Origin of the sequence: Scytonema hankhaensis NUACC26 (genome assembly GCF_045865695.1) — a bacterium.
Classification (GTDB): Bacteria; Cyanobacteriota; Cyanobacteriia; order Cyanobacteriales; family Nostocaceae; genus Scytonema.
Genome location: NZ_BAACAP010000237.1, coordinates 85,998 through 106,289 on the forward strand (window position 1 = coordinate 85,998; position 20,292 = coordinate 106,289).

Here is a 20,292-nt window from a genome sequence, read left to right on the forward strand (position 1 = left end):
GATGTTAAAAATTTTTATTTAGCGTTCATTTAAATATACGATTAAATAGTAGTAAAAAATTTAAGCTTTATACATTTTTTTGATTTTTCAAGAATCATTAAAATGCAATATTTATGTAACGCACACAGCATTGTTTTTGTCGCTCGTGCTATATAAATGCGAGAAGATGCTATCTGCTGTTCCTCAAGATAGCGCAGGAAACGGGTACATAAATATAGATTAACCATTAGCCATTAACAACTTTTGTAAAAACTCACTATATTCATCCTTCATTAGCAAATTAAAATCATAGTGAATACGCCGTCGTGTGGTGGGAATAACTTCACCAATCATGGGATTGTAACCCAATTTTTCATATTCTTCCCAATACAATCCCACACCTCGTTTTTGCCAGTTGGGTAATTGATTAAAATTAATACCGTACTGGAATAAAAGTTCGTTTTTATCCGCAACAGACATATTCTGAAGTCTTTTGGTAGCTTGAGTAGCATTATGACCATCCTGCCGCAAACTCCAGTAACAATGGGAGTTTAAGGAATTTCTATGAGCGTCTTCATGTCGCCAACGAAAATAATTGACAACTTCTTCTATATTGGGAAGTTGAGATATGCGGCAATCAAAAGCACCAATATCGCCAAGAAGTAAAGAAAACTTGGCACTTGCTTCTCCTGCTAAAACCGAATTTAGTTTCCTTAATTTGCGACCAAAAGTGCTTTCGTTACGAGCAAATAGTAAAGAAATTTCATCACTTTGGTTATAGCCATAAATAATATCTATTCCACAATTCATTAAATATTCAGTTGTTATTAGCATCATGTCACGAAATTTTTCATCATAAGGAGCTTCAAATTGATGAACTTCCTTAGTCAAGCGAGTAAATCCACGCCCATCTAATCTTGCTACTATATAAAGTCCGGGCAGTACACAATGGTCGTGTGCTGTCTCAAAGACCCGCATTTTGCTATCTAGTTCATCAAATTTCATTTATTAATTGTTAATTGTTAGTCGTTAGTCGTTAGTTATTAGCTGTTAGTTGGGTGCTCACTGGTCACTGGTCACTGGTCACTGGTCACTGTTAAACACTGCCATTTGTGTGGGCGAACCTACTTCTGGATCTTCTAGTCCAATTGATTGAAATTGCACTGTGTAACCAAAACGTTCTACTACGGAATTTGCCCAAGTTTGAAATTCTTGACGGGTCCACTCGAAACGATGGTCTTTATGGCGTAGTTTTCCTGCTGGTAAGTTCTCAAATTTGATGTTGTATTCAATATTGGGAGTGGTGACTATAGCTATTTTTGGTTGGGCAAACTCGAAGAGCGATCGCTCAAAGGCTGCAAGACGGGGTAAATCGAGATGCTCTATGACTTCGATCGCAGTGGCTGCATCGTATCCGACAAAACGCTTATCTTGGTAAGTCAGCGCACTTTGAAAGAGTTGCATCCGGTTCCACTGGTTTCTTGGTAGGCGCAAGCGGTCTAATCTTTCTCGTGCAACCTCTAGGGAACGATAGGATACGTCTACACCTGTAATCTGTTCAAAAAAGCTATCTTGAAGTAGTACCCTCATTAAGCTGCCCTGACCGCAGCCTAAATCGATAACTCGCTTTGCACTGTTTTCTTTTAAAGCGGCTACAACTGCATTTAACCTCTGCTGATTTAAACTGATGGGCTTTTCTACTTCTGCTTCTTCCTCAGCATGGCTTTCTTGGATGGAATCTGGATCGGGTTGGTCTTCTTCTGCTAATTTTGCTAAAGCAGAACGGGTGAGACGGTGCTGTCGTTTTAGGTAGCGACGGGTAATTTCTTGTCTTGCAGGATGTGCTGTTAACCATCCTTCTCCATGACGCAACAGTTTTTCTACTTCTTCATCATTGACCCAGTAGTGTTTCTCATCGTCTAAAACAGGAATGAGTACGTATAGATGACTGAGTAAATCGGTCAGAGGTAAAGTATGTTGCAATTTTACGGTGTAATATCGGCTCTGTCCCCAATCGGGGAATTCTTCATCTAATTGATGACTTTCGGCAACGACAGTATAACCTAATGGTTCAAACAACTGTCGCAAAAAAACTTCACCACCCCGACACGGTAAGACACTGAGTTTGGCGACTAGGGGTATGGGTGTTTGTACTATCTCTGGTCTTTCTTTACACCGCCCTGCAAGGGCTGTACTGAAAACTTGTGCGATCGCAACACTAAAAAACGAAGATGCTACATAAGGGCGATCGCTCACATACTCCGCTAAAGTTGTACCACGTCCCCGCACCAACTTTACTGGGTCGATATCCAATAACAACGCCGCCGTGCATCTGTCTTCCCTTACCTCTGGGTAAAAAATGTGTGCTTGTCCAAAGGAAAGGGAGAAGGATTGGCAGCGATCTGGGTGTTTGTGTAGTAGGTAACCTAGATCGGTTGTCGGGTTGTGCGTAGTGGTGATGGTCAGGAGCATTCTCTTTTAGTAAAACTTATATTACATTATACTACAAAAACTCCAAAACACCTCTACAAATCAAATAACTTCACAGTTATAACTAACAGATGCGATCGCTGTCAGTAGAGAAAATGAGATACTGCTCCCGAACCACCAGATATATTTTGCTTTGTTGCACTTACCTGAAAAATGCTGTATATCTATTCTTTCGATAAATTATATATTTTTTAGGTCTTTGAACTATTAAAAAAAAATCTATTTTAACCAAAAAATATTCATGTAATAATAGCAGCTACTTGCAACAGTTAATGCTGCTAAGTTCAGAATTTATCTAAGATTTAACCAAATATCATTTTAACTTTATGAATACTTAATTCAGATATAATTCTACCGAATGGAGGAAGACATTTATCCAGAATTTAACCCAATATCATTTTAATTTTATAAAGACTTAATTCAAAGATAATCTACCTAATAGGGGAAGACATAAAGAAAAAATATATCGGAGGTAGGAAAATTTAGCGGAACGGAAGGACAGTCAGGATGCCAACTCCATAAGTTTTATTTCGCTAAATGTGTATTTCATTGACGGCAAAATGCTGTACACACAGGCACAAGGCTTAACGCTCCAAATAACAAATAACAACTAACCACCAACAACTATCAGGGAAAATTAATGAATAGCACCTACAACCCAAATTTAGTGGTATTATCAATAGCGCTCGCGATCTTTGCTTCTTATACCGGGTTAAACTTAGCCGGACACATGAGTGCTGTCAGTAAAAAAGTTAGGACGGCTTGGTTAATTGGAGGTGCAATCGCAATTGGCATTGGAATCTGGTCGATGCACTTTGTTGCTATGTTAGCCCTCAGCCTATCAACACCTGTTTCCTACGATTTCAGTAAAGTTCTTTTCTCAATCCTACCTGCAATTATTGCTTCAGGAGCCGCACTTTTCTTAGTAAGTAGCCCAGCTTTAGGCTTTGGGAGGTTGTTAATTGGAGGGGTGTTCATGGGTTTGGGTATTGCCTCTATGCACTATGCGGGTATGGGGGCAATGCAGATGGAAGCAAAGACACAGTACGATCCTTTTTGGTTTGCAGGTTCTTTAATTGTCGCTGTTGCTGCCTCAATTACAGCCTTATGGCTGGGCTTTTACACCCGAAAAACCAAGGCTAGCAGCTTTGTGAAGATTTCTAGTGCGATCGCAATGGGAATTGCTATTTCCGGTATGCATTATACGGGTATGGCTGCTGCTTCTTTTACACCTAATAAGTTAGTCAAGACAGTTGCCTTTGTAGAAGAAGTTCAAACAGATGATGGTCTGTTAGGCATTTGTTTAGGACTGGCAACTTTTATCATCCTGGGTTTTACACTACTCACTTCTCTGGTAGATAGACATTTATATACTCAAACCAAAATACTTAAACAGCAACAAGCAGATGCTTTGCGATCGCAACAATTTACAGATATGACTCTCCGAATCCGACGATGGTTGAGTTTAGATGATGTGCTCAACACGGCTGTCAATGAGATTCGTCAAGCATTAAATATAGATCGTGTTGTCATTTATCGCTTCAAGCCTGATTGGAGTGGCACGATTATTGCCGAATCTGTTGTAGGTACTTGGATGCGAACATTAGGTAAGACATTGAACGATCCAATGAATGAACACTGTAGGGAGTTGTACAAAAATGGAAGAGTGAGAGCAACAAATAACATTTACGAAGTAGGTTTTACAGATTGCCACCGAGAAATTTTAGAAAACCTTCAAGTGAAGGCAAATGTGGTTGCACCAATTGTGTTTAACGATCGCCTTGTTGGCTTATTGTGCGGTCATCAATGTTCTAAATTTCGGAATTGGCAGCAGTCGGAAGTCGATTTGTTCGGGCAGTTAGCAATTCAAGTCAGTATCGCCATAGAACATGCAAATCTGTTACACGAATTGCGAGAGGCACAAGAAGTTTTGTGGTTGCGCGATCGCGCGATCGCTGCAGCAAGTAATGCCATCATTATTACCGACGCAAGGCAATCAGACAATCCCATCATCTTTTGCAATGCAGCTTTTGAAACCACTACAGGCTATTCTCCCCAAGAAGTTATAGGACGCAATTGTCGCTTTTTGCAAGGAACAGACACAGACCCCAATACTATTCGAGAAATACGCGATGCCTTACAACAAGGACGTGATTGCCAAGTCATTATCAAGAACTATCGTAAAGATGGCACATCCTTCTGGAATCAATTGACAGTTTCACCAGTGAAAGATGCTTCGGGACAGGTGAGTCATTTCATTGGAGTGCAAGCAGATATAACAGACAGAGTGCAAGCACAAGAACAATTGCAATCCAGTAAAGAGACTTTGCAAAGACAAGTCGTAGAACTGCTCAATGACGTTCAAGAAGCTGGTAAAGGCGATTTGACCGTGCGTGCAGAAATCGCAACAGGCGAAATCGGAGTCATAGCCGACTTTTTCAATCTCATCATTGGAAGCCTGCAACAAATTGTCATATCTGTAAAAAATACAGCCCAACAAGTAAACGTTTCAGTTGGAAACAATTCAGAAGCAATGCACGAGTTAGCAGATGAAGCACTCGAACAAGCCGAAGAGATTAACTATATTTTAGAATCATTAGATTCTATGGCGCTGTCAATTCAAGATGTGGCAAATAAAGCTCATCAAGCAACAGAGATGGCTCGCAGTGCATCGACAACTGCCGAAGCAGGAAAAAATGTTATGGAACGTACTGTTAATAGTATTATGAACTTGCGGTTGACCATTTCAGAGACTGCCAAAAAAGTTAAGAGATTGGGTGAAGCATCTCAAGAAATTACCAAAGTCGTGTCCTTGATTAACCAAATTGCCTTGCAAACCAACGTCCTCTCCATTAACACGAGTATTGAAGCCGCAAAAGTTGGTGCAGAAGGTCAAGCCTTTGCCGTAGTTGCAGAAGAAGTCGGTGGATTAGCTCTTCGCGCCGCTCAAGCAACGAAAGATATCGAACAAATTGTCGATAATATTCAGTTAGAGGCAAGAGCCGCAATCAAAGCTGTAGAACAGGGATTGACACAAGTTGTAGATGGGACTGAGTGTGTTAGAGATGCCAAGATTCAGCTTGGTGAGATATTAGATTTTTCGTCCCGAATTGATAATTTACTGCATTCTATTTCCGATACTACCGTTTCTCAAGCAGCCACTTCTCAAGCAGTGGTATGCTTGATGAAGCAAATTGCTGAAGGTTCTTTGCATACAAGCGATTTATCTCGTCAGGTTTCTACTTCTTTACTACAAACTGTTGAGATGGCTCAAGAGTTCCAGGCTTCTGTTGGTGTTTTCAAAACAGAGCAGGTTTTAGCAGTAACCAGTGACTAGTTTTTAAGTACTGTAGGTAGGGCTATGCCGCACAAAAGCCTTATGTGGTGGGCTAAAGCCCTACCTATGTATAGTTCAAGAATCAAATAGGAGTCCTATATATCAGGCAGGAATAGTCAATTTTCTATAAATGTTAAATATATAAGAATATGTTATTTTTTAATATTTTTCCTACTTTTTAACCTAAATTTTTTTGAAAATATAGTAACTATCCTACTTTTCCTACTTAAAAAATCTCTTAGTTATGGTTTAAAATCTAGGATATAGAGAGTTCAAATGGGGATAATAGCGGTTCAGCTGCAAGCAAGATATATTCGCGCTTGTGGCTTTTATTTTTTTCATTTTTGATTGTTTGAAAAAAAAATTATGTGGAAGAGCTTTTATGGAATTTTTTTTTATGCCAAAATATCTCTTATGAAAAATGACATTGCTTGCTGAAAGCACTACCAAATTTATGTGTCTGTTTGTGGTGATAAAATACTGATAATAAAAGATACAAGGAATAAGAGTTTAATAAACTATTCAAACAGTTTGTTTTAAAATAGCAGGGGAATTTACCAATGATGAGTAGTACCTACGACCAAGGCTTAGTGGCGCTATCTGTAGCGATCTCAATACTATCATCTTACACGGCTCTAGACTTAGCAGGGCGGGTGACAGCGGCTGAGAAAATGGTTAGACTGGCTTGGTTGATTGGCGGTAGTATCACGATGGGGATTGGTATCTGGTCGATGCACTTTGTCGCTATGCTAGCTTTTAATTTGCCAGTGCCTATTGCCTATGACGTGGGGACTGTTATTTTATCAACGCTACCTGCTATCTTGGCTTCGGGAGGAGCACTCTTTCTTGCAAGTCGCAAATTTTTGAGTTGGCAACGCCTGCTGTTTGGGGGTGTGTTAATGGGTATAGGGATTGCTGCCATGCACTACATTGGAATGGCGGCGATGCGGATGGAGGCTCGCACTCATTACGATCCCGTGCTGTTTTTACTGTCAGTGGCTGTTGCAATTGCTGCATCTATCGCCGCTTTATGGATTGCTTTTCACTTCCGGATGCAAACGAGTCGCACGGGAAGGTCATCGCGGATATTAAGTGCGTTGCTCATGGGATGTGCGATCGCTGGTATGCACTACACAGGAATGGCAGCAGCTTCTTTCAAGCCAACTCAGATTGTGGGTTCGGTGTTGGCAAGTCAGGCAAATTCATCTTTCACCTGGCTCGCAACTGGGATTGGGGCTTCTACTGTCATGATTTTGGGTTTTACGCTACTGACATCTTTTGTCGATCGCCGGATGTCAGCCCAAGCTATACTGTTGAGACAGCAGGAAGCGGAAGTTTTGCGGGCGCAACAATTTACAGAAATGACTCTCCGTATTCGTCGTTCTCTAAAGTTGGATGATGTGCTTAATAGGGCTGTTAATGAAGTGCAGCAAGCTTTGGGTACAGACCGGGTGGTTATCTACCGCTTCAATCCTGACTGGAGTGGCACAATTATTGCTGAAACGGTAGCGTCACATTGGAATCCTCTTCTAGGGCATATAGTAAATGATTCTTTTTGGGAACGTTATATTGAAACTCACTATGGCAATCGGATTTGGGTGACTAATAATATTTACGATGTGGGTTTTGCTCGCGAACATTTGGAGATTTTAGAATCTTTCCAAATTAAGGCTTATATGGCAGCACCGATTTTAAAAAATAATCAACTTGAAGGTTTGCTGTTTTGCCACGAGTGTAGCGGTTTTCGGCTTTGGCAAAAGACGGAGGTTGAGTTATTCCGACAATTGGCAATTCAGGTAGGGATTGCTTTAGAACAAGCGAGTTTGTTGCACGAATTGCAGCAAGCACAGGAAGTTTTACGGTTGCGCGATCGCGCTGTTGCTGCAGCTAGCAATGGTATTCTGATTACAGATCCGCGTCAGCCAGATAACCCGATTATTTTTTGCAATGCTGCATTTGAAGCAATAACGGGTTATACCCAAGAGGAAGTAGTAGGGAAGAATTGCCGTTTTTTACAAGGGTCTGAGACAGATCCTGTAACAGTGAAAGAGATGCAAGACGCTATTAAGGAAGAGCGGGATTGCCAAGTTGCAATTAAGAATTATCGTAAAGATGGGACTCCTTTTTGGAATCAGTTGTCGATTTCACCAGTACGAGATGCTTCGGGACGGGTGATTCATTTTATTGGAGTACAAGCGGATATTACGGAACGGACACAGGCACAAGAAATGTTGCGACGTAGTAAGGAAATGTTGCAACAGCAAGTCGTGGCATTGCTGAATGATGTTCGGGAAGTGTCTAAAGGTAACTTGACAGTACGTGCAGAAATTTCTACTGGGGAAATTGGGGTTGTCGCTGACTTTTTCAATGCCATTATTGAAAATTTACAGCACATTGTGGTTCAGGTGAAACACACTGCCAAACAGGTGAATGTTTATGTTGGGGAAAACTCAGAGGCAATACGTTTGTTGGCAGATGATGCTTTGAAACAAGCTGAGGAAATTACTAACACTTTACAGTCTCTAGATGCAATGGTGCTTTCCATTAAAGCTGTGGCTGATAGCGCCTACCAAGCTGCAATTATGGCTCGTACCGCTTCCACAACTGCTGAACTTGGGAAGAATTCGATGGATCTGACAGTTAGTAGCATTACGAATTTGCGTTTAACCATGTCAGAAGCCGCTAAGAAAGTGAAGCGATTGGGTGAATCTTCTCAAGAGATTTACAGAGTGGTGGCTTTGATTAAGCAAATTGCTATGCAAACCAATATTATTGCAATTAATACGAGTATTGAAGCAGCAAAGGTGGGTGCAGAAGGTCGAGCTTTTGCTGTGGTAGCAGAAGAAGTGAGTCAATTAGCGGCTCAATCCACACAAGCGATTCAAGAAATTGAGCTAATTGTCGATAATATTCAGGTGGAAACTACGGATGTAGTGAAAGCTGTGGAAGAGGGAATGATTCAAGTGGTAGAGGGGACAGATTTGGTGAGAGATACGAAGATACAACTTGGGGAAATTTTAGATGTGTCCCGTCAAATTGATAAGTTAGTGCAGTTAATTTCTGATGCAACGGTATCCCAAGCGCAAACTTCAGAGTTAGTGGCGTCATTGATGAAGCAGATTGCTAATGATTCTTTCCATACGAGTGAATTTTCGCGTTTGGTTTCTAGTTCTTTGGATCGAACTGTAGATGTGGCAAAGCAATTGCAAAATTCTGTTGCGGTGTTTAAGACTGAGGAGAAGAAGGAAAATGTTATTGACAATCCTATGGCAATGGAGGTGATTGATACTCGCGAGTATGCTGTAGGTGATTCTATAGTGGTTGGTAATGGCAATGGCAAGCATTCTGTGAAGCGGTAACCGTTAGCAAGATGTCCCCCCATGTTAATGGCAGTAGGGTGGGCAGTGCCCACCAACATTAAATGGATGGGCTGTCTTCCCTACCTACAAGAGATTACTTATGGGTGTAGGTAGGGAAGACAGCCCATCCTATATGCAGGAGTGGAATAAATACTTGTCGTGTTTTGCCTTTTTTCCTCCCCAGTAACCTCTGCTAAATACGTAGTAGGGTGGGCAGTGCCCACCAACAGCTAATGGTGGGCACTGCCCACCCTACTTAACCGAGTAGTATTGGGAGTGGAATAAAGTTCAGCTAGACTAATGACGAACAATGTAAGCGCCTTGGGTAATTTTGGGTTTGTATTGTATAATGGAGTGATACTTAATTAACAACTTGACTTCCGTGACTGCGGGGATCGTCTTGAGTGTTTGTTGGTGCAACTGGTGCAGAAAATTGGGAAATTTTACCACTCGCTCGAGCATATGGTAGAGGAGAACCAACAACTAGAGCTTCTAAATTACTTGCTAGGACGGTACGAGGTTGATCGCCAATTGCCTGTGTAATGGGTTCGCCATTTTTACTTAAATACACGAAGTGAGGGATACCATCCACACGATACTTCAACATTTCTGGCAACCACTTGGTATTATCTACATTCAACATGACAAAGTTAACTTTATTAGCGTACTCTTGTTCTAGTTGGGCAATGTCTGGTGCCATTTTTTGGCAAACAGTACACCAGTTCGCATAAAATTCTACGAATGAGGGTTTATCATTGGTTAAAGCGACTTCCAATGGTGTTGAATGCTCGTCTAACTGAGTTAGGGAGGCTGACGTTGTGTCTGTCCTTAACCCTAAAAATAGAGCAACGCTAAGAGCGATCGCAACTGTTGCAACTAAGAAGTTTCTCAAGCGCGGTACTACAGAGAATTCAGATTTTTCTTCTGAGTTAACAGGTGATTCCGGACTCATAACAGAATTATTAAAAGATATTAATTGCTAGTATCTTCAGTTTAGCTTGTTGTTCGGCGCGTTCACCAAGTAAAACGGGATATATACAATAGAGTAGATGCAGTGTTTTCTTAATCCACGCATCCACGCATCTAAAATCCAAAATGGTATAAACGTGAAAAAACGAGTTACCCTGTCTTTTCCCAGACGAGTTGTTCAAATGCCTGTGACTTACCGATTGGCGCGAGACTTTAATGTAGCAGCAAATATCATCCGCGCTCAAGTAGCTCCCAATCAGATTGGTAAATTGGTGGTAGAATTGTCAGGCGATATTGATGAATTGGATGCAGCGATAGAGTGGATGCGATCGCAAAATATCAATGTTTCTCAGGCTTTAGGAGAAATCATGATTGATGAAGACTTGTGCGTGCATTGCGGATTATGTACGGGAGTCTGTCCCACAGAAGCCCTCAACCTAGATCCCCAAAGTTACAAACTGACATTCACGCGATCGCGCTGTATTGTCTGCGAACAGTGTATTCCTACGTGTCCGGTACAAGCAATATCCACTAACCTATAGCATCTAACTGAAATACATCTGCCATCACACCTGTATCGTCTACTAGTCTCTTCTTACTGGGAGAATCATAAACTACCAACAATGAAGGAACCCCAGTTATATCTTGGTATGGAGTTATTCCTTCTGCATGGTCGTCTTTATTGCCATAAGGAATGTCGAGTACAACCTTTGGATAATACAAGATATTGTCTTGCAAATTTCCATCATTTTTCAAACTATACACTTGTACGGGACCATCTAAATCCATAGTAGGTCCTGCTAGAATAATAAACTCTTGACCGGTGAAAAATATATCTCTTATTCCCAAACCATTTAAAGAAAGAAAATACTTTTTATACTTATGTCCTTCTTCTCCAATTTCTCTTAATTTCATCAGTCCAGGGCTAGAATCTTCTAATTCTATTTCTAGTACAATCGCCCAGCCCCGCAAAACAGGACCGCGCAAACCCATAAAAATTCTGTTTTGATGAATAGTAATTCCCTCAACATCAAAGCCATTGTCTTTTCCTGGGATTTCTGCTTGCACAAAAACACCCAAATGAGGGTCATTTGCTAATGCCTCCATGAGCAAGTTACCATTGTCGGTTACCTCCAATTTTGCTGCAGATAAAACTTTATCGGAATTTTGAGGGTGCGGACAAGATGGAAATAATTCTCCATTTACATAGGGAATACGTCCTATAAAATATCTATTTGGTTCTGATTCCACTTTTGTTAGTCTTTTAATATTTTTTTCATCCGATTTATTAGATTTAGTTTTCTTCCGTTTATAGCTGTGAGAACCAACAATCCATAAATAATGTTCGTTAAGAGCAAGTCCTTCTATATCGATCTCTTCTTCTTCTGGAGCCGGTAAATTTATAAAATTTGCTACATGAAATTGCTTGTGTTCTGCAAATTGATTATTTTCGATTAAACAAAGGCGTTCAAGAGTTGAGGTTTCATCTGAACCCAACCACAGGTATTTTTCTTTTGTGAATAGTACTGCAGAAAGATCGTCTCTATATTTTGTAAAATCACTAGCACTGAATGTAAGTAAAACCTGCTGTATCAATGAAGTTGTATTTTTCATTATAAATTTAGTCAATTTTTAATTGTATTTTGTTACTTATATGTCTCGTCTTTGATTTTTGAAATATAAGTAGTAGGGTGGGCATTGCCCACCAAAACTCTATTGGTGGGCAATGCCTACCCTACTTAGAAATTTTCACCAATCATTTCTAATTACTATATAACTATAGCATCAGTATTTTCCGTAAGGTGTGATTAAGTAAAAATCTTTCATATGGATGATTACAATTTATATAAAAATCTACTAAATTAATACACAAAGCTTAAATTTAAGTAAAAAAATATAAAGAAATAATGTAATTAGCTACCAAAACACTGTGTGCATTTTTCACTAAATGATACTATTCAAGAACTTGGTGCAATGAAATATTTGGTATTATAGGTGTATCAATTACTATGACATTAGCTTCAAAACCTAAGCAAAAAAAAACTTTAGGAAATTGTGCTCATTCAGCGCTTCAGAAACATTTGAAGAAAACGGTAAAGTGGGAAGCAGCAGTCAAAAAAGATAAAGATCCCGAAGCACTGCATCAAATGAGAGTAGGAATGCGGCGCTTGCGTACCACTGTAACAAGCTTTGCTCCGGCTTTAGATTTGCCAAAGGCAGTTAGTAATAAAAATATTGGAAAAATAGCACGTTGCTTGGGTAATCTTAGAGATTTAGATGTGCTTAAAGAAACTTTGGAAAATATTTACCGACCGCGTTTATCCCGTAAAGAACAGGAGCAATTGCAAGTAGCTTTGGATGTTTTGAAAGAACAACGTGAAGATGCTCTCTCAGATGTAAAAGCAACATTAAAGAATGAGCGTTACAAATCTCTCAAAGGGAAATTGCAAGAGTGGTTAGAAGAACCAACCTACCAACCACTTGGAAATATGGCAATTGAGCAAGTGTTACCAGATTTGCTTTTACCTGAAATTAGTGAATTTTTTTTACATCCAGGATGGCTTATTGGAACTCAGTTACAGGAAACAGAAATTGTTATTTCCAAAAACTGGAAAGCAGCAAAAGTAGAGCAACAATTGTCAGAAAAAGGGGAAACACTTCATAGTTTGCGGAAACAAGCTAAACGCCTGCGCTATCAGATGGAGTTATTCTCTGACATCTATGACGAGCCTTACACAGCTTACATAGAAGAAATCAAAAATATTCAAGAAATTTTGGGCGGAATGCAAGATAGTGTTGTTTTGGCAGGATGGCTTACTCACGCTTTGAAATCAGATGTTCAAACTCAGTTTCCCACACTAGCAACTTTGCTAGCGGAAAATCGTTATCAGTTATGGCAGCAATGGCAACCTTTACAAGAGCGATATCTAAAAGTTGAGACTAGACACGAATTTCATTCTATGGTGTTAGATACAGGGAATAGGGGGTAGAGATTTAGGCATACTAGGCGGTCAACTAAATACTACAGGACTGGTAATGGTCACACCATCTCAAACTCCAAATTATGACTTTTGAGAAAATCGTGAGTGAAATGGTCTACAACATTGGTATCGCTCAATTCTAAATTGTAAAAATCTACAACCTCGTGTTCAAAGTAAGGTCCAGCATGCCAAGTCCCTACTTCTAACTTGATAAAGCAATTTCCTGGAATACGAAAAGCTGCTATATCCTCTAATACTGGTTCATTCAAGTCATTCTTAGGAGGACAAACTGCCATTAACCAATCTTTTCCGTCCAAGGAACCCAAGCACTGAGTGCATTGCACGTGGCGGGTAATTTTGTGAAATTTCTGCCCTCTACTTTGTAGTTGCATGATATAAAAGCGTGGAGTGCCTTTATTGAGTACCAATTGAGCATCTTCTCCATCAAAGTATTTACCGTCTTGACTGGAAAAAATTACCTGTCCGTATCGGCGAAAGTTCTCAGGGGTTATCCATTGAGCCTGTAACTGCTGCACTGTCTTTGATATCGTCATAGATCGTTACATTTAAATGGAAAATTATCAGTTTATCCTTTATTCTTTATACTTTATACCTTTTAAGGCTTATATATGGCAGCAAACTTTAGCAGGCGTCAGTTTCTTTTATATAGTTCAGCTACTTTAAGTACTAGTTTACTATTGAAAGCTTGCAGTAATAAGTCAGTAAAGACAGGAGATAGTGGAGGATTTAAAATAGCGATCGCACTTCCTGGCGTTATTACAGATAAAGCGTGGAATCAATCGGGTTACGAAGGGTTACAGCTAGCCAAACAAAAACTGAGTGCTGAAACGGCTTATGTCGAACAAGTTCCACAAGCAGACCAAACGGAGGCACTTTCAGACTTTGCACGTCGGGGGTATAACCTAATTGTTGCTCATGGAGGACAATTTGATGCAGCAATTCAACAGGTTGCGCCCAAGTTTCCTAAAACTTTTTTTGTTGGTGTTAATGGAGCAGTCAGTGGGACTAACATAGCTTCTTTGAGGATAGATCATCTGCAAGCAAGCTACTTATGTGGAATTATTGGTGCATCAATGACAAAATCTAATAAGTTAGCATACATTGCCGGACAAGAATTTGAAGCAACTCAACAGGAATTGCGTGGTTTTGAATTAGGAGCAAAATCTATCAAGCCCGATATCAAAATTAGCTCCACATTTACAGGGGATTGGAATGATGTTGCTAAAGCAAAAGAAGCAACTGTTGCCATTATTTCTTCCGGTGCTGATGTTATCTATCAGTGGTTGGATACTGCCTCACCTACTGTCTTGCAAACAGCTAGTGAAAAGGGAGTTTACGCTTTTGGTAATACTCTAGATCAGCTAGAAGTCGCACCTAAAGCTGTTTTAACGAGTGCTGTCAAACGACTTGACTTAGCAATAGCTTTTTTAGCAGAACTAGCAAAACAAAATCAAATTAAAGGTCAAATTTATACAATAGGTTTAGAAAAACCAGAGATATTAAACTTGGGAAAGTTTGGAACGATGGTTCCCAAACAAATTCAAGAGAAGGTATTGAATATAAGACAAGAAATTGTTACTAAAAAAATTACTTTTGATAAATGTCAGGAAGGCGGAAAGAATACGCGATGTGTTAAACAAGCAAGGACATAACAACATAATTTGTAATGGAATTAGAGATGGATGAACTGACGGCGTGCTTGGTCTAAATCACTTAGTGGGTTAAGCCATCTCTACTGACACAACAACTTATAGTGTCAGAATAAGGAAGACAAGGGAGAGGTATTGATAACTTCTACACGGACTGCTATTCACTGGTCACTGGTTACTATTAATCCCATCTTTACATATATTGAATGTAATATACTTCTCATTTTAGATTCTTGTCTGGAAAAATAAAAAGCTCCTAAAAGACAACACATCCCACCAAAAAATAGAGCATTTGCAACTCCAATTTGGTTTGTTAATCCACCAAAAAACAAATTACCAAAAGGCAATACTCCCAAAAAACCTGTTGTAAATATACTGGTTACCCTACCTCGTTTATCTTCGTCTGGTAAAATTGATTGTACAAAGTTCCCAATTGCAGCTAGCGTTAAAGTATTACTCATACCTACTAGAAAAATGAAAATCAGACAAATTTCTATACTGTTAGAACGAGAAAAAAGCATTAAGCCTAAGCCTAAAATTACTGTAGAACGTGTTATAACTTTTTCTAAACCTATAACTTGCTTGCGAAGAATAAGATAAAGACCAGCAATTATAGAACCTAAAGCTGAAGCTGTCATCAAAAATCCCATAGTTTCTGCATTACCAGACAATATTTTTTGAGTAAAAATAGGCATTAGGTTAACATGAGTCATTGCCATAAAGCAAATAACGATCTGTAACACAAAAGCATATCTTATAGGCAAAAAATCATAAGCAAAAACAAATCCTTCTTTCAAATTCTTCAAAAAAGAAGTTTTTTTAGATGAGGAATTTTTAGAAACTGCTCTAATTTGAGTTGTTAAAATTGCAGAGATAAAGGGTATATAAGTAATAGTATCTATTAAAAAACAAGCTGCTGCTCCCGATCTTGCAAGTAGTATACCTGCAATCATAGGGCTGGCAAACTTAGCTGTATTAATCGAGAAAGAATGGATGGAAATAGCGCTGTAAGTCTCTGCTTTATCTTCTACAAGCCTGGGAATTGTTACCAAGCGGGCTGGTAGATCGAAAGCTTTTATTGTTCCCTGAAAAGTACCAATGACAATAATCCATATAACGTTGAGATGACCGTTAAGAGTTAGAAGAGTCAGAAGAGAGGATAAAAGAATGGATAATAATTGAGTTATCAGTAATACATATCGAACATTCCAGCGATCCAATAAAACTCCTACCAAAGGTGTAATAATCAAACCCATCGCTTGATTGGTAAATCCAGCAACACCAACTAACACGGCTGAATTTGTTAATTGATAAACCATCCATACCAAGGCTATTTGGGTCATCCAAGAACCAAAAAAAGATACACTTTCTCCAAGAACAAAACAACAAACATTTAAAGATTTCAGAGCAGGTGGCATTTGAAAAGAACTTAATCTCAGTTTGTCTTCATCAAAATGTTCTCTATGATTTTGTTCCATCAGTGTCTTCCTTTTGTAAACGTCTACAATCTTTTTATAACGGTCAAAAGTTCGCTCGGACTTGAGCATTACAGTTAACTCTTCTAGATCTATATTAGTCGAACGTAAAGTTAGTGAAGCAAATACTTAGTATTCTTATCATTAGGTTAAAAAAACGCGATCGCACCAGTCATGCGATCGCTCTGGCGAAGTGAAAGCTCTTGCAAATAGAATGCTTTTAGCGATCGACACTCGCTAAGTATTCCTCTGCTTGTTGCTCAATAGCTGTACCCTTGAAAAAGTCACGATTGAGACTGGTGTATAATTCCAATGGGTGAATTGACAAGAAATAGCGTAAATCGTCTTCGGTAATAATTTCCCCTTCTACTAAGGCATAAGCGTTGGCGGTGACGGTGGTGATATCAGGTACATCCCAGTGACCAGAATCAGAACCTAAGAAAGCTTTGACACGCTCGCCAAAGGGAAGAGCTGCACGGTTAAAGGCTTGAGCTACACGGGTATCATCTGATTCAGTACCAAAGTAGAAATGATTCAGGAAGCGATCGCGCACATCTTCTGGCTTCTCAATTCCTGCATCTGCAAATTCATCTAATTCGCCCGGATCGAGAGGAGCAAAATGTTGGCTGTGGAATCCCAGACCATCACCTAGTCCATCCAAGCGATCGCGCACTAGTTCTCCACCATAACGAATGTAGAGTTCTTTGAGTGCTTCTCGATCTAAAATAGCAGGGTTATTATTTTTCAACAAATGTTCTTTGTTACGAGTTTCCCAATGCCAAAGGATATCAGCATAAAGACTCGCACCCCAAGCTGCACCACCTTCCATAAAAGCAAATTTTAAGGTAGGGAAGCGACGGGTAACGCCACCGAAGAATAGAGATTTGCACAGTGCTTCTGCTGCAAAGGCAAAGTGATTAATATGATTGTATTGAGCATTAGTCACTGAGCGTTGAGTCGTCCAACCTTGACTAGAAGCGTGGGTAGTGGGTACAACTTTGAGTTCTACACACTTTGCCCAGAATGGGTCATAGTCATATTCGCTATCTATACCAAAGTTATCAATCCAAACCACCTCGTTTGTGACTTCCTTGCCATACTTCTCAAAAGCAGGAATAGGACGGCGAACATAACCAGGGATTTGAATTGTTTTTAGTCCCAGTACCTTCACTGCATATTCCAATTCTTCGATCGCCTCTTGGGGAGTATGCATGGGAATTGCAGCAATTGGTGTGAGGCGATCGGCATAGGGACGGAAAATGTCAGCATGGTAAATGTTAAGTGCTCGGCATACAGCTCGACGCATTTCTTCGTTACCGATATTTGGAGCCATAGTTGCCAAGTTGGGGTACACAACAGCAAAGTCTGTACCTGATTGTTGCAAGCGTTCGTGCAACAACTTCGGCAAGCTGATGGTAGCCAAATTTAAGGTATTTTTAGTCGGACGACCCCACCAGTTAGGACGGTTAGTACGATAAGCAAAACGTTCTTCCCAAGTTTGCTTGTACCACTTAAAGCGAGAAGCGCCTGGTAAATGTTCTTTGAAACGTTCGACAATTGCACTTCCAGCAACTTGTTCTAAATAATCCAAAACTGCTGGTTCAAATTCTTGAGTATGAACATCGGTATCAATAATCGGATAACCTAATTGTTCGCGAATCTGAGCTGACTTGGTTTTTTGCGTCGGACGGTCTAAAGCAATGGTCATGATATCTTCTCCTCGATTGGGGATTGGGCATTGGGGAAGGTAGGGGCCCCCTTTGGGGATAAGGGGCAGGTGGGGTCCCCTCTGGGGATAAGGGGTAATGGGCATTGGGCATTGGGCATTGGGCATTGGGCATTGGGTATTGGGGATCAAGAACAGAGTGTTATTTCTACCTTGTCTACCTTGTCTACCTTGTCCCCAGTCCCTAGTCCCCAGTCCCTAAATATTTTTCCACGGACGTACCTTTGAAGAAGTCACGGTTGAGGCTGGTATACAACTCCAATGGGTGAATAAATAAGAAATAGCGTAAGTCCTCTTCTGTGAGAATGCCACGTTCGACAAAAGAGTAGGCGTTGGCAGCTACAGCAGTAATATCGGGTACGTCCCAATGGCCAGAATCAGAACCCAAAAAGGCTTTAATACGAACGCCATACGGATTAGCTTTGCGGTTAAAAGCATGAGCTACACGGGTATCATCCGACTCCGTGCCAAAATAGAAATGATTTAGGAACCGCGAGCGCACATCTTCTGGAGTCTTAACCCCAGCTTTGGCAAATTCATCTTGCTCGCCTGGATCGATAGGGGATATTAAGTCAGCATGGAAACCTAAACCACTGCCTAGTCCATCTAAGCGATTGTGTACTAACTCGCCACCGTAGCGAATGTAATACTCTAACAATTCTTCACGATTGATTTTGGCAGGGTCGTTATTTTCTAACAAGTGGTCTTTGTTGCGAGTTTCCCAATGCCAAATTAAATCCGCATATAGACTTGCACCCCAAGCCGAACCACCTTCTAAAAAAGCAAATTTCAAAGTGGGGAAGCGGTAAGTCACACCTCCAAAGAACAGCGATTTGCAGAGAGCTTCACCTGCTGCTGCAAAGTGACCAATATGGTTGTATTGATAGTTAGAAATGGAGCGGCGATTGATCCAACCCATACCACTAGAATGAGTCGTGGGTACAACTTTGAGTTCTACGCACTTCGCCCAGAACGGGTCATAATCATATTTGCTATCTAAACCAAAGGTATCAATCCAGATGGCTTCATTAGCAACTTCCTCACCATACTTCTCGAAGGCGGGAATTGAACGGCGAATATGACCGGGAATTTGAATTGCTTTCAGCCCTAGAACTTTTACTGCATATTCTAACTCTTCAATTGCCTCTTCTGGGGTGTGCATCGGGATAGTGGCAATTGGTGTTAATCGGTCAGAATAGGGGCGGAAAATTTCTGCATGGTAGGTGTTAGCGGCGCGACATACTGCCCGTCGCATTTCTTCATGACCAATATGAGGACCCATAGTTGCTAAGTTAGGATACACGACAGCAAAGTCTGTACCTGCTTCTTGCAAACGCTCGTGCAACAACTTAGGTAAGCTAATGGTAGCTAAATTTAAAGCACTATCAGTAGGACGAGTCCAGAAGGGAGGACGTGTGGTACGGTAAGCTCGACGTTCTTCCCACGTTTGCTTGAACCACTTAGAGCGAGATGAACCGGGTAAATGTTCTTGGAAACGTTCTGCAATTGCTGTACCGCCTACTTGCTCTAAATAATCTAAGAACAGGGGTGGAAATTCTTGGGTATGTACATCAGTATCAATGATGGGGTATCCAAGTTGTTCGCGAATCTCTGCTGAACGTGTTTTCTTTTTGGGACGTTCTAGTGCAATAGTCATGATGATTTCCCTGTGTTTGTGTAACGAATCAATATTCGCCATTTATTAGGTGTCGAATACCCAAAATCGAAGCAAATGACATCCAATGCACATACTTATGGCAAAACTCCCATTACTAAACTGTACAAAGGTTGTACCATTTTGGGTTTTGGATTGAGAAAGCCTTACTTAGACTGACTCTCACCTAACTATCTGTTGCATTTTTTCTGAATTGGTATTACTTTCGGAACGTGAAATCTGTCAAAGGGTTTGCAAATTGGATTTAAAATACTGTTTATTGACCGACTAATAGGTGATTTGTTTAGTATTGTTATATAACATTTGGGTAAAAGACAACCCTTTGTAAACAAAATATATGTAAACCTAAAACTATGTATATCTAATAATTAGATATACTAAATATAATTATCCTATTTGATGTGTAAAATACACGTAGGGTAGGCAATGCTAGCCCTGTCAAGGTCACTCATAAAATTTGGATTCTGGCGGCAATTTCTCATCTTCACTCTCTGCGCTCTGGAGTGTCCTCTGCGGTTCAAAAGTCATTTATTTAACCACAGAGGCGTAGAGTACGTAGAGGTAAGAGGTGAGAGAGCGATTAATTTTCTGAAGTTTTCATCCACCTAGACAGGGCGCTTGTGGGCAACGC

Annotated in this window: 13 protein-coding genes; 5 read left to right on the forward strand and 8 right to left on the reverse strand. The window is 40.2% G+C overall.

The features are described from left to right. Positions 1-219: 219 nt before the first annotated feature. The gene (locus tag ACKTT2_RS38730) at positions 220-984 is read right to left on the reverse strand and encodes a tRNA(His) guanylyltransferase Thg1 family protein (RefSeq protein ID WP_407896468.1); all 765 of its coding nucleotides are present in this window, start codon (positions 982-984) and stop codon (positions 220-222) included. Between the two features lie 78 nt (positions 985-1,062). Next, entirely contained in the window at positions 1,063-2,451 is a 1,389-nt protein-coding gene (locus ACKTT2_RS38735; RefSeq protein ID WP_407896470.1) for a 3' terminal RNA ribose 2'-O-methyltransferase Hen1, read from the reverse strand. A gap of 658 nt (positions 2,452-3,109) precedes the next feature. On the opposite strand from ACKTT2_RS38735, the gene ACKTT2_RS38740 reads away from it, so the two are divergent. Further along, entirely contained in the window at positions 3,110-5,806 is a 2,697-nt protein-coding gene (locus ACKTT2_RS38740) for an MHYT domain-containing protein (protein WP_407896472.1), read from the forward strand. A gap of 560 nt (positions 5,807-6,366) precedes the next feature. Next, a complete protein-coding gene (locus ACKTT2_RS38745) occupies positions 6,367-9,165 on the forward strand; it encodes an MHYT domain-containing protein (RefSeq protein WP_407896474.1) in 2,799 nt (932 codons plus the stop codon). A 361-nt stretch (positions 9,166-9,526) separates the two neighbouring features. Here the strand turns inward: ACKTT2_RS38745 and ACKTT2_RS38750 are convergent, their stop codons facing one another. After that, positions 9,527-10,117 carry a thioredoxin family protein gene (locus tag ACKTT2_RS38750; RefSeq protein ID WP_407896476.1) on the reverse strand — a complete coding sequence of 197 codons (591 nt, stop codon included), beginning with the start codon at positions 10,115-10,117 and terminating at the stop codon, positions 9,527-9,529. Between the two features lie 154 nt (positions 10,118-10,271). Between ACKTT2_RS38750 and ACKTT2_RS38755 the strand changes: the two genes are divergently transcribed. Next, positions 10,272-10,676: an NIL domain-containing protein gene (locus ACKTT2_RS38755; protein WP_407896478.1), complete on the forward strand. Its 405-nt coding sequence runs from the start codon at positions 10,272-10,274 to the stop codon at positions 10,674-10,676. Here ACKTT2_RS38755 and ACKTT2_RS38760 read toward each other — a convergent pair. Further along, positions 10,666-11,748 (reverse strand): DUF3616 domain-containing protein, encoded by a 1,083-nt coding sequence (locus tag ACKTT2_RS38760; RefSeq protein ID WP_407896480.1) that lies wholly within the window; start codon positions 11,746-11,748, stop codon positions 10,666-10,668. The two genes, ACKTT2_RS38755 and ACKTT2_RS38760, sit on opposite strands and share 11 nt — an antisense overlap. Before the next feature lie 395 nt (positions 11,749-12,143). Between ACKTT2_RS38760 and ACKTT2_RS38765 the strand changes: the two genes are divergently transcribed. Then, entirely contained in the window at positions 12,144-13,124 is a 981-nt protein-coding gene (locus ACKTT2_RS38765; protein WP_407896482.1) for a CHAD domain-containing protein, read from the forward strand. A gap of 50 nt (positions 13,125-13,174) precedes the next feature. Here the strand turns inward: ACKTT2_RS38765 and ACKTT2_RS38770 are convergent, their stop codons facing one another. After that, a complete protein-coding gene (locus ACKTT2_RS38770; RefSeq protein ID WP_407896484.1) occupies positions 13,175-13,669 on the reverse strand; it encodes an ureidoglycolate lyase in 495 nt (164 codons plus the stop codon). Positions 13,670-13,744: 75 nt separating this feature from the next. Between ACKTT2_RS38770 and ACKTT2_RS38775 the strand changes: the two genes are divergently transcribed. Next, a complete protein-coding gene (locus tag ACKTT2_RS38775) occupies positions 13,745-14,788 on the forward strand; it encodes a BMP family protein (protein ID WP_407896486.1) in 1,044 nt (347 codons plus the stop codon). Between the two features lie 158 nt (positions 14,789-14,946). Here the strand turns inward: ACKTT2_RS38775 and ACKTT2_RS38780 are convergent, their stop codons facing one another. The 3 genes from ACKTT2_RS38780 to ACKTT2_RS38790 all read right to left on the reverse strand — a co-directional run bounded on the left by ACKTT2_RS38780 (position 14,947) and on the right by ACKTT2_RS38790 (position 19,643). Further along, positions 14,947-16,263: an MFS transporter gene (locus ACKTT2_RS38780; protein WP_407896488.1), complete on the reverse strand. Its 1,317-nt coding sequence runs from the start codon at positions 16,261-16,263 to the stop codon at positions 14,947-14,949. 217 nt (positions 16,264-16,480) lie between these two features. Beyond that, positions 16,481-17,968: an amidohydrolase family protein gene (locus ACKTT2_RS38785; RefSeq protein WP_407896490.1), complete on the reverse strand. Its 1,488-nt coding sequence runs from the start codon at positions 17,966-17,968 to the stop codon at positions 16,481-16,483. Between the two features lie 202 nt (positions 17,969-18,170). After that, on the reverse strand, positions 18,171-19,643 hold the full coding sequence (locus ACKTT2_RS38790) for an amidohydrolase family protein (RefSeq protein ID WP_407896492.1): 1,473 nt from the start codon (positions 19,641-19,643) through the stop codon (positions 18,171-18,173). Positions 19,644-20,292 lie beyond the last annotated feature (649 nt).

What these genes read in the sequence shown, in the direction of transcription:
- ACKTT2_RS38775 (WP_407896486.1), top strand. Translation starts at nt 13,745, where the DNA reads ATGGCAGCAAACTTTAGCAGGCGTCAGTTTCTTTTATATAGTTCAGCT.
- ACKTT2_RS38785 (WP_407896490.1), bottom strand. Translation starts at nt 17,968, where the DNA reads ATGACCATTGCTTTAGACCGTCCGACGCAAAAAACCAAGTCAGCTCAG.
- ACKTT2_RS38750 (WP_407896476.1), bottom strand. Translation starts at nt 10,117, where the DNA reads ATGAGTCCGGAATCACCTGTTAACTCAGAAGAAAAATCTGAATTCTCT.
- ACKTT2_RS38780 (WP_407896488.1), bottom strand. Translation starts at nt 16,263, where the DNA reads ATGGAACAAAATCATAGAGAACATTTTGATGAAGACAAACTGAGATTA.
- ACKTT2_RS38760 (WP_407896480.1), bottom strand. Translation starts at nt 11,748, where the DNA reads ATGAAAAATACAACTTCATTGATACAGCAGGTTTTACTTACATTCAGT.
- ACKTT2_RS38770 (WP_407896484.1), bottom strand. Translation starts at nt 13,669, where the DNA reads ATGACGATATCAAAGACAGTGCAGCAGTTACAGGCTCAATGGATAACC.
- ACKTT2_RS38740 (WP_407896472.1), top strand. Translation starts at nt 3,110, where the DNA reads ATGAATAGCACCTACAACCCAAATTTAGTGGTATTATCAATAGCGCTC.
- ACKTT2_RS38765 (WP_407896482.1), top strand. Translation starts at nt 12,144, where the DNA reads ATGACATTAGCTTCAAAACCTAAGCAAAAAAAAACTTTAGGAAATTGT.
- ACKTT2_RS38730 (WP_407896468.1), bottom strand. Translation starts at nt 984, where the DNA reads ATGAAATTTGATGAACTAGATAGCAAAATGCGGGTCTTTGAGACAGCA.
- ACKTT2_RS38790 (WP_407896492.1), bottom strand. Translation starts at nt 19,643, where the DNA reads ATGACTATTGCACTAGAACGTCCCAAAAAGAAAACACGTTCAGCAGAG.
- ACKTT2_RS38735 (WP_407896470.1), bottom strand. Translation starts at nt 2,451, where the DNA reads ATGCTCCTGACCATCACCACTACGCACAACCCGACAACCGATCTAGGT.
- ACKTT2_RS38745 (WP_407896474.1), top strand. Translation starts at nt 6,367, where the DNA reads ATGATGAGTAGTACCTACGACCAAGGCTTAGTGGCGCTATCTGTAGCG.